Annotated in this window: 11 protein-coding genes; 8 read left to right on the forward strand and 3 right to left on the reverse strand. The window is 72.4% G+C overall.

Annotated features, from left to right (window positions below; all coding sequences use genetic code 11):
- The coding region (locus BN12_RS03540; RefSeq protein ID WP_048550128.1) for an energy-coupling factor ABC transporter ATP-binding protein at positions 1–840 on the reverse strand (840 nt) is incomplete at its 3' end.
- Positions 837–2,021: an energy-coupling factor transporter transmembrane component T gene (locus BN12_RS03545; RefSeq protein WP_053079938.1), complete on the reverse strand. Its 1,185-nt coding sequence runs from the start codon at positions 2,019–2,021 to the stop codon at positions 837–839. The genes BN12_RS03545 and BN12_RS03540, both read right to left, overlap by 4 nt.
- A 164-nt stretch (positions 2,022–2,185) precedes the next feature.
- Here BN12_RS03545 and BN12_RS03550 point away from each other — a divergent pair, with 164 nt between their 5' ends.
- Entirely contained in the window at positions 2,186–2,539 is a 354-nt protein-coding gene (locus BN12_RS03550) for a hypothetical protein (protein ID WP_048550131.1), read from the forward strand.
- A gap of 584 nt (positions 2,540–3,123) precedes the next feature.
- Here the strand turns inward: BN12_RS03550 and BN12_RS03555 are convergent.
- Positions 3,124–4,860 carry a prenyltransferase/squalene oxidase repeat-containing protein gene (locus tag BN12_RS03555; RefSeq protein WP_048550133.1) on the reverse strand — a complete coding sequence of 579 codons (1,737 nt, stop codon included), beginning with the start codon at positions 4,858–4,860 and terminating at the stop codon, positions 3,124–3,126.
- A 610-nt stretch (positions 4,861–5,470) separates the two neighbouring features.
- Here BN12_RS03555 and ileS point away from each other — a divergent pair.
- The 7 genes from ileS (at position 5,471) to BN12_RS03590 (ending at position 13,206) form a co-directional block, all read left to right on the forward strand.
- Complete coding sequence (gene ileS / locus BN12_RS03560) at positions 5,471–8,770, forward strand: isoleucine--tRNA ligase (protein WP_048555951.1); 3,300 nt, start codon at positions 5,471–5,473, stop codon at positions 8,768–8,770.
- A complete protein-coding gene (locus BN12_RS03565) occupies positions 8,767–9,294 on the forward strand; it encodes a GNAT family N-acetyltransferase (protein WP_048550134.1) in 528 nt (175 codons plus the stop codon). The genes ileS and BN12_RS03565 overlap by 4 nt, the downstream gene beginning before the upstream one ends.
- On the forward strand, positions 9,291–10,679 hold the full coding sequence (locus tag BN12_RS03570) for a bifunctional folylpolyglutamate synthase/dihydrofolate synthase (protein WP_048550135.1): 1,389 nt from the start codon (positions 9,291–9,293) through the stop codon (positions 10,677–10,679). The genes BN12_RS03565 and BN12_RS03570 overlap by 4 nt, the downstream gene beginning before the upstream one ends.
- A gap of 304 nt (positions 10,680–10,983) precedes the next feature.
- Positions 10,984–11,409 (forward strand): PPOX class F420-dependent oxidoreductase, encoded by a 426-nt coding sequence (locus BN12_RS03575; RefSeq protein ID WP_048550137.1) that lies wholly within the window; start codon positions 10,984–10,986, stop codon positions 11,407–11,409.
- Positions 11,410–11,488: 79 nt separating this feature from the next.
- Positions 11,489–11,887, forward strand: coding sequence for a DUF4233 domain-containing protein (locus BN12_RS03580; RefSeq protein WP_235432287.1), 399 nt, complete (start codon positions 11,489–11,491; stop codon positions 11,885–11,887).
- Positions 11,888–11,923: 36 nt separating this feature from the next.
- Positions 11,924–12,349, forward strand: coding sequence for a nucleoside-diphosphate kinase (gene ndk / locus BN12_RS03585; protein ID WP_048550141.1), 426 nt, complete (start codon positions 11,924–11,926; stop codon positions 12,347–12,349).
- A 140-nt stretch (positions 12,350–12,489) separates the two neighbouring features.
- On the forward strand, positions 12,490–13,206 hold the full coding sequence (locus BN12_RS03590; protein WP_048550145.1) for a UPF0158 family protein: 717 nt from the start codon (positions 12,490–12,492) through the stop codon (positions 13,204–13,206).
- The last annotated feature ends 240 nt before the right edge of the window (positions 13,207–13,446 follow it).

The raw sequence follows: 13,446 nt of genomic DNA on the forward strand, positions 1-13,446 counted from the left end.
CCGATCGGGTGGCAGACCGCCGAGGAGGGCACGGAGGGGGGCGGCGGCGCGACGGGCGTCGCGGACGGAGAGCGGCAGGGGCGACCAGCCGGCATACCGGCCGAGCTCGACGACGGGAGGGGCGACATCAGAGGTCGCCATGATGACGGCGGGGTCTCCGGACTCGACGAGGCCGTCGGGGGAGACGTGGACGACGCGGTCGGCGTACTGGACGACGCGCTCGATGCGGTGCTCGGCGAGGACGACGGTCACGCCGAGGTCGTGGACGAGACGGGTCACGGCGGCGAGCACCTCCTCGGCGCCGGTGGGGTCGAGTGCGGACGTCGGCTCGTCGAGGACGAGGACCTGCGGATGGGTCGTGAGGACGGACCCGATGGCGACCCGCTGCTGCTGCCCGCCGGACAGCTCGCCGAGCGGCGCGTGGCGCAGGTCGGCGATGCCGAGGAGGTCCAGCGTCTCCTCGACCCGTCGTCGCATGGTGTCGGGAGCGAGGCCGAGCTGCTCCATGCCGTAGGCCAGCTCCTCCTCGACGGTGTCGGTGACGAACCCGGCGAGCGGGTCCTGCCCCACGACCCCGACGACGTCGGCGAGGTCACGGGGCCGGTGGGCCCGGGTGTCCCGGCCGAGGACGGTGACGCGCCCCCGGAGGGTGCCGCCGGTGAAGTGGGGGACGGTGCCGTTGACGGCTCCGAGGAGGGTCGACTTGCCCGATCCGGTCCGTCCCACGACGAGGACGAGCTCGCCCTCCTCGACGGTGAGGTCGACGCCGCGCAGGACGGGGGAGGAGGCGTCGGCATACGTCACCGTGACCTGGTCCAGGACGATCGCCGGGGCGGTCATCGGCCGACCGTCCTCGGGATGCGCTCCGGGGCGTCCGGTCGGAGGCGACGGTCCGGCCGGTCGGCGGTCGGCCCGATGGCCGATCGGGCCGCCACCCGGCGCCGCGAGGTATGCGGGGTCGGCGGGGTGAGGACGGCGGGCAGCGCGCCGAGCAGGATGCCGACCGTCGCCACGACGGGGAGCGAGGGCCAGGCGAGCGGCTGGAGCGGCATGGCGAGGGCGAGCGGGTCGGTGCGGGAGGTGAGGACGACCCCCGTCGCCGCCGCGAGACCGGCGACGGCGGCGACCGTCTCCGGCCAGAGCCAGCGATCGGGTCGGTATGCCGTCCGCCGGCTGCCCCGTCCGCCGAGCCACAGCCCGACGGCGCACAGCGCGATGCCGCCGATGAGGAACGGCGAGCCGAGGTAGCCCGGCGTCGTCGCGTCGAGCACGCCGTAGACCCCGACCGTCGTCACGAGGAGCCCGGCGAGGGAGACGACAGCGGACCAGCGTCGGATGCCACGGTCGCCCTCGATGCCCCGGCCGTAGCCGCGGGAGTCCATCGCAGAGGCGAGCGCGATGGACCGGTCGAGGGTGTCCTGGAGCACGGGGAGGGCGACCTGGCGAACGCCCCTCAGGCGCCGGCCGCTCTCGCCGCGGAGCCGGCGGGCGCGCAGGACCCGCTGGACGCTCTGCGCGAGCTGCGGCGCGACGGCGACCGAGACGACGACGGCGGTCCCGATCTCCTGGAGGGCCCCGGGCACCGAGCGGAGCAGGCGCTTGGGGTTGGCGAGGGCGTTCGCGGCGCCGACGCACATGATCATGACGGCGAGGCGGCAGCCGAGGAGGACGGCCGCGAGAAGGCCCTCGAGGTAGACGGTGCCGCCGAGCTGGATGCCGGCCGCCCATGACGGCAGGGTGACCGTGGGGAGCGCGACGACCCGGATCTGCCCGAACTTCAGCCCGACGAGGAGATGGAGGACGACCCGGATCGCGATGATCGACACGCCGAGCCACACGTAGAGCCGGAAGGCTCTGGCCCACGGCGAGTCGGTCCTGCGGGCGCTCACGACGAGGACGACGACGGCCACGACGAGCGCGAGGAGCAGAGGGTTCGTCGTGAGGCTCGTCGCGACGGCCAGGCCGAGCGCCCACACCCACCACGCGACGGGGTGCAGTGAGCGGGGCAGGCCGTGGGTCACAGGGTCAGTGTGCGGTGTTCCGCCGACGACGCGCTGCGTATGCCGCGCCGCCACCGAGCGCGACGACGGCCAGGGCGCCGAGGGCCACGGCGACCGGCGAACCGGATCCGCCGTCGGATGCGGAACCCGCTGGTGCCGCCACGATCGTCGCGTCGGACGACGTCGTGCCCGAGCCGGTCGTGCCCGACGTCGTCGATGACGTCGAGCTCGACGATGCCTTGGTCGAGGACGACGTGGTCGACGTCGACCGCTTCGATGACGTGGCGGTCGACCGGTGGGGAGACGATGCCGCGCTCGTGGACGAGCTCTTGTGCGATCCTCCGGCGGAGGTGGACGAGGAGTGGTGGCCCGATCCCGAGGAACGGGAGGTGCTCGACGACGGCTTCGGCCTCGGCTTCGACGACGAGGCCGGCGGCTTCGGGCTCGGCTTCGGCGTCGAGAGTCGAGGCGGGACCGCCGCGCCGGGTGGGCCCCCGGACCCGAACGAGAACCCGATGACGGATCCCGCCGGCGGGTAGTAGCTTCCGGCGCCGACCGAGGCGTAGTGCCAGGAGCCCCCTCGGCTGGCGGTGAAGAAGGCCCAGTAGGCCTTGGCCGGTGGGGTGACGATGCACGCTTCGACGGAAGCCGATGGATAGCCGTTGATTCGGCACACGAACCCCGGTGACCGCTGCACCATCTGAACCGCGGCCACGTGCGAGAGCACTGTCAGAGCGCTGCCGCCGGAGGAGGCGCAGGACGTCGAGGAGTTGATGACGACGGTGACGCCGCTGCTCGTCGAGCAGGCCGCGGCCTGGGCGGCCGGTGCCCCGAGGAGGGTCATCGCCCCGACGAAACCGACCGTCACCGCGAGGGCGAGGAGCAAGCGGCGTACCGGCCCGTGCCCCCTCGGGCTCTGCCCTCCGGACCGTCGTGGATGGATGCCGGTCGCCGATGCGGTGAGTCCCACCCGGGTGTCGGCGGCTGGGGCAGTACCGGGGTGGATGCCGGTCGCCGTTGGGGTGAGTCCCACCCGGGTGTCGGCGGCTGGGGTGGGGGGCGCCGCGGAGGTGGACCGGTGGAGGCGGGCCGGCGATGGGGTGGGTGTCATCCGCGTGGCCGCCTATGCGTGGGCGCCGCCGCGGCGGCGGGCGAGGACCACGACCGCCGAGCCAAGGAGGAGCAGGACGAGGGCGGCGAGGCCGAGGGGCCAGATCTGCGCACCGGTGTAGGCGAGCGCTCCGGTCGGCGACGAGGTCGCGGCGACGGGGGCGGCCGTCGCGGAGGAGGTCGAGGACGTCGACGGCGGAGAGGTCGGCGACGTGGGCTTCGCGCAGGTCAGCGCCGCCGCCGTCGCGGCCGCGCCGTCGGAGGAGATGGCCACGAGCGGAACGCCGGCGAGCCCGGGCAGGGCCTGCGTCGAGGCGCGGACGTCCTGGTCGCTGACGGTCGCCTTGCTGCCCGCCGACGCCGCGGTCGCGAGGGCTGTGGCGTCGTAGGCGAAGCCGCCCCGGAGCGTCGCGGGAAAGTCACAGCCGTAGGCGTGTGCCTCGAGCCAGGTCGCGGTGACGTCGGCGCTGTCCTCGGCGCCGGCGGCGACGAAGGCCTGGGTGGCGAGACCTGTCGAGTTGGCGTTCTCGGTCGGGGCTCCGCTGCCGCCCTTGACGCCACCGTCCCGGCCGACCTGCCCGTCGAGGTAGCTCACCGCGTCGTCGATGGCCGTGTCGATGGCGTCCGCGGTCACCCGAGGCGTGACGTCGGCTTTCGCCGCGGTCCCGCCGCTGCCCGAGTCACCATCCGTCCGGTCCGTCGCGGCGTCGCGCTTCGCGTCGGGCTCCGTGCCGACGCCGGCGAGCTCGGCGGCGACGAGCGCCTGGATCGCATACGTCGTGGCGTCGTTGTCGCTCACGCAGGGGCTGGTGTCGAAGGCGATGCGGAAGCCGCCGTCGGCGCACTGCTGGTCGAGGAGGAAGTCGATGGCCCGGTCGTCGTCGCTCGGCTCGAGCTGCGCACCGAGGAGCCCGACGATGGCCAGCGACTGGCCGATCGTGTTGGAGAAGTCGCCGTAGGCGGACCGGTCCTTGAACTGGCCGTCGCCCTGCTCCAGGCCGAGGAGGGTCTCGACGAGGTCGACGCCGCCGAAGTCCGTCGGGTCGACGCCCTGGGCGTTGGCGACGACCAGCAGCTTGGCCGTCGCGCCCGCATACGCCTCGTCGCCGCCTCCGCCCATGTAGGTGGCGACGTCCCCCTCGAGCCAGGCCGTCGCCTTGGCGGCCTCGCTCTGTCCGGTGCCCGCGGCGTCGAGGGCGAGCACGGCGTCGGCCGTGAGCCCGGCGTCGGCGTATGCCGTCCCGGCGTACGTCGTCGACAGGTGGTGGCCGCCGGTGGCGAGCTGGTTCTGGAGGAACCACGCGTGGGCCGAGAGGTCGGCGTCACCCGCGGCGGCCACCGCGTGCCGGCCGGCCCGCAGGTTCGCGCCACCGCTGGTCCAGGAGGGACCCGGACTCTTCAGCGGCGCGGCGCTCTCGGCGCGGGCCGTGAGGGAACGGGCTCTGGCGGCGGCCGACGGCGCCTTGTGCGTCGAGCTGCTGGACGAGGTCGTCGAGCTGCTGGACGAGGTCGACGTGGGGGACGTCGAGGTGGACGTCGGTGACGACGCCGTCGGATCGCCGGTCGTCGACGTCGTGTCCGAGTCGCTCGGGGACGAGGCCGTGGCGTCGTTCGCCGCCGGCGCGACCTCGGTCGTCGGCGTGGGGTCGTCCGCGGCATGTGCCGCGACGGGAGCGAGGACGAGGGCGGCCGCGGCGAGCGTGGCGGCAGCCGTGCGGGCCGCGAGCGCGATCCCGGTGGGGCGGTGCATGAGGTCCTGCTTCCTGGGCGGTGGTCCGTGACGTGTGCCCGAACCCCCGGCCAGCCGGTGGCAGGGCTCCGTCCCGCGTCCCTCGACGGTTCAAATGGAGCCGCTCGTCCGTCCCAAGCGCTCCGGCTCGCGCCCGGCCGCGAGGACCGGGCGCCCACGGTTGCGGGTCAGCGCCGGACTTCGACCGGCTTCCCCTGGGACGCACGTGTGGTTGCCGCCTCGGCGGCACGATGCACTCTAGCCCAGGACCGCACCCCGGCCCAGCGTCGCTCCCGGCCGGCGCACCCGTCCCGGGGCGCCGGCACCCCTCCTGCCGAGAATGTCACGGGCCGTGGCCCGCGTTACCATGGGCGGCACAGGCGTCTGAGCCGTCATCAGCGGCGAGCCTCCGGAAGAACGGGACCGCGAGGTCCTCACTAGACCCGGACGGGTGGGCCCGTCACAGCCTTCGACGAGAGCGGTCGTATGCCGTGCCTCCGGGCCCGGCACGCGGCAAGCGGGGTGGTACCGCGGTGTCCCCTCCTCGGCATACCGGACGAGGCCGGTGCGGGGGCGGGCGTCGTCCTCGTGGCAGACCTGCACCGACGAGCACGTGAGGACGAGCCAGGCCATGGCCTACCCCAGGGCGACGACCGCCGACACCCATCCCGGAGCCGCCTTCGGCGTGCCCGCGACGCCCCGCTTCCCGGAGATCGAGGAGCGTGTCCTCGCCTACTGGGAGCAGGACGGGACGTTCCAGGCCTCGATCGACCAGCGGCCGGCGGGGGAGGACGGCAGCAACGAGTTCGTCTTCTACGACGGCCCGCCGTTCGCCAACGGGCTGCCCCACTACGGCCACCTGCTGACCGGCTACGTCAAGGACGTCGTCCCCCGCTACCAGACGCTGCGCGGGCGCCGGGTCGAGCGCCGCTTCGGCTGGGACACCCACGGGCTGCCGGCCGAGCTGGAGGCGATGAGCCAGCTCGGCATCAAGACGAAGGAGGAGATCCTCGAGCTGGGGATCGAGACCTTCAACGCCAAGTGCCGCGAGTCGGTCATGAAATACACCGACGAGTGGCGCGAGTACGTCACCCGCCAGGCGCGCTGGGTCGACTTCGACCACGACTACAAGACGCTCAACCCCGACTACATGGAGTCGGTCATGTGGGCGTTCAAGGCGCTCTACGACAAGGGCCTGGTCTACGAGGGCTTCCGCGTCCTGCCGTACTGCTGGAACGACCAGACGCCGCTGTCCAACCACGAGCTGCGGATGGACGACGACGTCTACCAGCTGCGCCGGGACCCCGCCGTCACCGTCGGGCTGCGCCTGGAGACCGGCGAGTTGGCCCTGGTCTGGACGACGACGCCGTGGACGCTGCCCGCCAACCTCGGGATCATGGTCGGCCCCGACATCGACTACGTCGTCGTCGAGTCCGACGCGACGGGGACGACGGAGCGCTACGTCATCGCCGAGGCCCGGCTGTCGGCATACGCGCGGGACCTGTTCGGCGACAAGGACGCCGACGTCGAGGGCCACGTCGTCGAGCGGCTCACCGGCCGCGACCTCCTCGGCCGGTCGTACACGCCGCCGATGACCTACTACGCCGGCCACCCCCGCGCCCACCGGGTCTTCGAGGCGGAGTTCGTCACGACGACCGACGGCACCGGGCTCGTCCACACCGCCGGCGCGTTCGGTGAAGAGGACAAGATCGTCACCGACCGCGAGGGCATCAAGCCGGTCATCCCGGTCGGTGCCGACGGCCGGTTCACCTTCCCCGTCACCGACTACGAGGGGATGCTCGTCTTCGACGCCAACGCGCTCATCATCGACCACCTCAGGGCGCAGACGCGCGGGGAGGGCGACCGCGGGTCGGTGTCGCCCGGCACGGTCCTCCTGCGGCGCGAGCAGTACGAGCACTCCTACCCGCACTGCTGGCGGTGCCGTCAGCCGCTCATCTACATGGCGGTGTCGAGCTGGTTCGTCGAGGTGACGAGGTTCAAGGACCGGATGGGTGAGCTCAACGAGGAGATCACCTGGGTGCCCGAGCACGTCCGGGACGGCCAGTTCGGCAAGTGGCTCGCCAACGCCCGCGACTGGTCGATCACCCGGAACCGCTTCTGGGGCAGCCCGGTCCCGGTGTGGAAGTCCGACGACCCCGCATACCCGCGGGTCGACGTCTACGGATCCTTCGCCGAGCTCGAGCGCGACTTCGGGCGGCTGCCGCTCGGGCCGACGGGCGAGCCCGACCTCCACCGGCCCTTCGTCGACCAGCTGACCCGGCCCAACCCCGACGACCCCACGGGCAACGCGACGATGCGCCGCGTCGAGGACGTCCTCGACGTCTGGTTCGACTCCGGGTCGATGTCGTATGCCCAGGTGCACTACCCGTTCGAGAACGCCGAGTGGTTCGAGCACCACTTCCCGGCCGACTTCATCGTCGAGTACATCGGTCAGACGCGCGGCTGGTTCTACATGCTCCACATCCTCGCGACCGCGTTGTTCGACCGGCCGGCGTTCTCGTCGGTCATCTGCCACGGGATCGTCCTCGGGTCCGACGGGCAGAAGATGAGCAAGTCGCTGCGCAACTACCCCGACGTCAACGAGGTCTTCGACCGCGACGGTGCGGACGCGATGCGCTGGTACCTCATGGCCTCGCCGATCCTGCGCGGTGGTAATCTCATCGTGACCGAGCAGGGCATCCGCGACGGTGTCCGTCAGGTCCTCCTGCCGCTGTGGAACGCGTGGTACTTCTTCTCCTTGTATGCCAACGCCTTCGGTGGCTCCGAGGGCGCCGGCTACGAGGCGCGATGGTCCACGGCCTCCCGGGACCCGCTCGACCGGTACCTCCTCGCCAAGCTCCACGACTACGTCGTCACCTCGACCGAGCAGCAGGACCGCTACGACATCGCCGGCGCCTGCGAGACGACCCGGACGTTCCTCGACGTCCTCACCAACTGGTACATCCGCCGCTCGCGGGAGCGCTTCTGGGACACCGGATCCGGTGACGGGTCGGCGGAGGCGGCATTCGACACGCTGTACACCGCCCTCGAGGTGGTCTGCCGGGTCGCCGCACCGCTGCTGCCGCTCACGACCGAGGAGGTCTGGCGGGGGCTGACCGGTGGCCGGTCGGTGCACCTGACCGACTGGCCCGACGCGTCCGACCTGCCCGCCGATGACACCCTCGTCGCGTCGATGGACGCCGCCCGTGAGGTCTGCTCCGTCGCGTCGTCGCTGCGCAAGGCCGAGGGGCTGCGCGTCCGGCTGCCGCTCGCCTCGCTGACCGTCGTCAGTGACCGGGACCTCAAGGGCTTCGAGGACATCGTCGCCGACGAGGTCAACGTCAAGGGCATGACGCTGCTCCGTCCGGACGACGCCGCGGCGTCGGACTTCGGTGTGTCGCAACGGCTGACGGTGAACGCTCGCGTCGCGGGCCCGCGGCTGGGACGCGACGTCCAGGCGGCGATCAGGGGCAGCAAGACCGGGGACTGGTCGGTGGACGCGGACGGTGTCGTGACCTCCGGCGACATCGTCCTCGAGGAGGGCGAGTACGCGCTGGAGACGGTCGTCGGCGACGGGGCCCCGAGTGGCCGGGCCACCGCGATGCTGCCCTCGGGCGGCTTCGTCGTCCTCGACACCGACGTCACACCCGAGCTGGCCCGCGAAGGCCTCGCCCGCGACGTCGTGCGGGCCGTCCAGCAGGCCCGCAAGGACGCGGGCCTGGAGGTCAGCGACCGGATCTCGCTGACCGTCACCGGCAGCCAGGCCGTCTGGGAGGCGACGGTCACCCACCAGGGGCTCATCGTCGAGGAGACGCTGGCGACCCAGTTCGGCTCGGCCCCGCAGCTGGACGCCCTGCCCGTCCGCGGCGACGTCGCGGAGGCGGTCGTCGGCGACGGGGAGCCCGTGCGGATCAAGGTCCTCAAGCTGTGAGCGACATCGTGCGAGAGGTCGTGATCCGGACGGCGACGCCCGAGGACGTCGACGCCGTCGTGGCCGTCGGTCACGGCACGTGGCCCGCGACGTACGAGCCCATCGCCGGGGCGGACTACGTCGCGATGGGGCTGGCCAAGTGGTGGAGTCGCGACGCCTGCCTCCGCACCATCGAGCAGGGCCGGACGACCGTCGCGACGGTCGACGGTTCGGTCGTCGCCGTGGCCGTCGCGGGACCGCTCGAGGGTGACCTCGTGCTCTGGAAGCTCTATGTCCTCCCGGCATACCAGGGACTGCGAATCGGCCATCGCCTCATCGAGTCCGTCATCGGCGCCGCGACGACGGACGGCTACCCCCGGATCCGGCTCTCCCACATCGACGGCAACGAGAAGGCCCACCGGTTCTACCTCGGGCACGGCTTCGTCGACGACCGCCGGGAGACCGAGGGACGCGGCATACCGGACGCCATGTGGATGGTGCGCGACCTGCCGACCGGAGACCACCCGAAGGGAGAGCTGCCATGACCCCCGCGCCCGACGCCGCCCAGCGCGAGGCGGCCCGCAACCTGGAGATCGCCAAGCGGTTGCGGGAGGTCGAGGAGGAGATCCTCGCCCGAGCACCCGAGCACGATCTCCAGCCGTCACTCGACCGGGTCGAGGCGGTCATGGAGCTGCTCGGCGACCCGCAGCGCGCCTTCCCGCTCGTCCACGTCACGGGGACCAACGGCAAGACGTCGACGACGCGGATCATCGAGGCACTGTTGCGCGCCCTCGGCCTCACGACGGGCCGGTTCACCTCACCCCACCTGCACACGATGCGCGAGCGGATCTCGATCGGCGGCCAGCCCATCGACCCCGAGCGCTTCATCGCCGCCTACGACGACGTCCTTCCCTACATCGAGATGGTCGACGGCCGGTCCGCCGCGGACGGCGGGCCGCAGATGACCTTCTTCGAGGTGCTCGTCTGCATCGGGTATGCCGCGTTCGCCGACGCGCCGGTCGATGTCGCCGTCGTCGAGGTCGGCATGGGCGGGCGATGGGACGCGACGAACGTCGCCGACGGATCGGTCGCCGTCGTCGCGCCCGTCGACATCGATCACACCCACTTCCTCGGGTCCTCGATCGAGCAGATCGCGACGGAGAAGTCGGGGATCATCAAGTCCGATGCCATCGCGGTGAGCGCCGTCCAGGATCCCGAGGTCGCGGCCATCCTTCGCGACCGGGCCGAGGAGGTCGACGCGCGGCTCGCCGTCGAGTCGGTGGACTTCGGGATCCTCCAGAGCGACGTGGCCGTCGGGGGACAGCTGTTCTCGATGCGCGGGCTGGCGGGCGACTACGACGAGCTCTACTTGCCGCTCCACGGCGCCCACCAGGCCCACAACGCGGCGCTGGCCGTCGCGGCCGTCGAGGCGTTCCTGGGCGGAGGGGAGCAGCGGCTCGACCCGGACCTGCTCCGGTCCGGCCTCGCCTCCGTCCGGTCGCCCGGGCGGCTGGAGATCGTCCGGCGCTCGCCGACGGTCATCGTCGACGCCGCCCACAACCCCCACGGTGCACGGGCCCTCGCGACAGCGCTCCGGGAGGCGTTCACCTTCGGTCGGCTCGTCGGGGTGCTCGCCGTCATGCGCGACAAGGACGCGAGCGAGATCCTCGAGGCGCTCGAGCCGGTCCTCGACGAGGTCGTCGTGACCCGCACCACGTCGCCGCGGGCGCTGACCCCGGCCGAGCTCGGCGAGCTGGCCGCGGAGATCTTCGGCGAGCACCGGGTCACCGTCGTCGCCGACCTGCCGGACGCGCTCGACCGGGCGGCCGAGCTCGCCGACGAGGGCGGCGTCAACGGCGGGGTCGTCGCGACCGGTTCGGTCGTCACGGCCGCCGAGGTGCGGATGCTCCTCGGCGTGACCGACGAGTAGCCCCCGCTCACGACCCGCATACCCTCCGCCGCATACCCCGCCATGGTGCAGAGGCCCCGATCGGGAGATGTGCACCACCTGGCTGAGGGTGGGCCATGGTGCAGAGGCCCCGATCGGGAGATGTGCACCACCTGGCTGGGGGTGGGCCATGGTGCAGAGGCCCCGATCGGGAGATGTGCACCACCTGGCTGGGGGGTGGGGGTTGGTGCAGAGGCCCCGATCGGGAGATGTGCACCACCTGGTGCGGTCAGCCGACATGTGGACCGGGCGGAATGGCGCGGCATACGGCGGTGTTCCCTCGCGCATGACGTCTCGCTACTCGACCCTGCCCGCCAGCCACCGCGACCTTCTCGAGAGGCCGACCTTCGCGCACCTCGCGACGGTGCGCCCCGACGGGAGCCCGCAGAGCAGCGTCATGTGGTTCGGGTGGGACGGTGAGCGTGCGAGGTTCACCCTCACCCGGACCCGTCAGAAGTTCGCGAACCTCGAGCACGAGCCGCGGGTCGCCTTCTCGGTCCACGAGCCGGGGAACCCCTACCGCACGCTCGAGGTCCGTGGCGTCGTCGAGAGCGTGGCGGACGACACCGCCGACGCGGCGTTCTACCGCGCGCTCCAGGAGCGCTACGACAACGTCTACGACATCACCGACGCGGACGTCCGCATCGTGGTCACGATCCGTCCGACGAAGTTCATCGCCGTCGAGAACGGGTCGGTCGTCCGGCCCGAGTGACGGCTCGGCCCCCCGCGCACGACGCCTCGACGGCCGGGCGGGGGCCGCGCGGCGGGGCGGCACCGCATACCCTGATCGGGTGAGGGCGCTGCGGATCTACGGCACGCTGGGGAAGTTCACCTGGCGGATGCTCGCGACCGTGCTCGGCGGGCAGGCCGTCGTCATCTTCTTCGGTGCCCTCGTCGCGCGGGCGCTCGCCGACGCCGGTGGCGACGAGACGTCGTCGACCCTGCTGTGGATCGGATCGGGGCTCGCGGTCCTCGCCCTGCTCGCCGCCGCGCTCATGCGCCGACCGTTCGGGGTCACGCTCGGGTGGCTGGTCCAGATCGCGACGTTCGCGGCGACGTTCTGGGTGCGGTCGATGTTCGTCGTCGGGCTCATCTTCGGCGGTCTCTGGATCCTGTGCCTCGTGCAGGGCGATCGGATCGACCGCGAGCAGGCCGCGCGCGAGGGCGCGACGGCGGGCCGCCGGGCCTGAGCCGGCGGTGTGCCCGCCCTCGGTAGGCTCGGGCCCGTGACCGACACCGAGCGCTCCCTCGTCATCGTCAAGCCCGACGGGTATGCCCGTGGCCTCACCGGCGAGGTCCTGCGCCGGATCGAGGCGAAGGGATACACCCTCGTCGCCCTCGCCGTCACGACGCCGACCCGTGAGCAGCTCGCGGCGCACTATGCCGAGCACGAGGGCAAGCCGTTCTACGAGCCGCTCGTGGAGTTCATGAGCAGCGGCGCGGTGACGACGGCGGTCATCGAGGGCCAGGAGTGCATCAAGGGGTTCCGCTCGCTGGCTGGTGCGACGAACCCGACGGATGCCGCGCCGGGCTCCATCCGTGGCGATCTCGGTCGCGACTGGGGCGAGAAGGTGCAGAAGAACATCGTCCACGGCTCGGACTCGCCGGAGTCCGCCGCCCGCGAGATCGGCATCTGGTTCCCCGGTCTGTGAGCTGACCCGGACCGTGCGTGGCCGGGACCGAGCGTCGCGCCGTCCGGAGACCCTCCGTCCCGCCTGCAGCCGCTGGCCCTCGCGAAGGACTCGATGACCGCGGAGGCGCGCGACGCTCGGCGATCCGCGAGAATGGCGCCATGGACACCCAGCAGCTGCGGGAGACGCTCCGGAGTGCGGTCTCTGCAGGGGACGGGCCGGTCCTCGTGGCGACGCTGACGACCATGGGGTGGCCCGAGCATGTCCTGCAGGTCGTCGGAGACGGACTGCGGGAGGCCGTGGAGCGCCGCGTGGAGGGTGCGGAGCAGCTGGCCCACCGGTGCGTGAGCCGGCTTCGGGAGCGCGACTGGGAGGGCGACGAGGATCTGGCGGAAGCCATCGAGGGGGCGCTCGGCCTCGGCGCCCCGTCCCCGCTGCAGCCGTTGCCCGTCGACCTCGACGACGTCGGCGACATCCTCGGCAGCAACCCGGTCGAGGGTGGTGGGCGGATCGACCTGCGGACGGGCGAGGTCTGGCACGAGTCCCCGTTCGACGACGCGTTCGACGACGATGACGACGAGGACGAGGACGGCAACCCCGACGACACCCTGTGGGTCGAGGGACGGGGCTCGCGAGCGGCATACCGCGACATGGAGGTGTTCATCGACACCGTCGCCGACCCCGTCATGGCGGACCGCCTGAGCATCGCCATCGACGGCCCGGGAGCCTTCCGGCGCTTCCGGTCGGTGATCTCGCGGGACGACGGGGTGGCTGCGCAGTGGCGTGCCTTCAGTGACGAGCGGACCCGCGGTCGCGCCCGCGCCTGGTTGGCCGCCGAGGGCATCGCCCCTGTCCGCGAGGCGCCGGCCACGCCCTGAACCGCTGGACGTGCCTCGGCGCTCGGCGACCGTGAGTCGTCCGGGCCGGTCCTCGGCCTGCCGGGCTGTTCGCGACGCCCCCTCGGCATTTCGACGCGTCCGGGGATGTCGGGCGGGCGGCACACCGCCCGATCGGCCGTCCGACGCGGTGGGGCACACCGGACGGGCCTGCCGGATCGGCATACACCGATCTCGTTGTGGATGAATGGCGTTGGGGTGGGGTGGACTGTCGGTGGTCAC

Source organism: Nostocoides japonicum T1-X7, from assembly GCF_001046855.1.
In the GTDB taxonomy this organism is placed as follows: Bacteria; Actinomycetota; Actinomycetes; order Actinomycetales; family Dermatophilaceae; genus Nostocoides; species Nostocoides japonicum.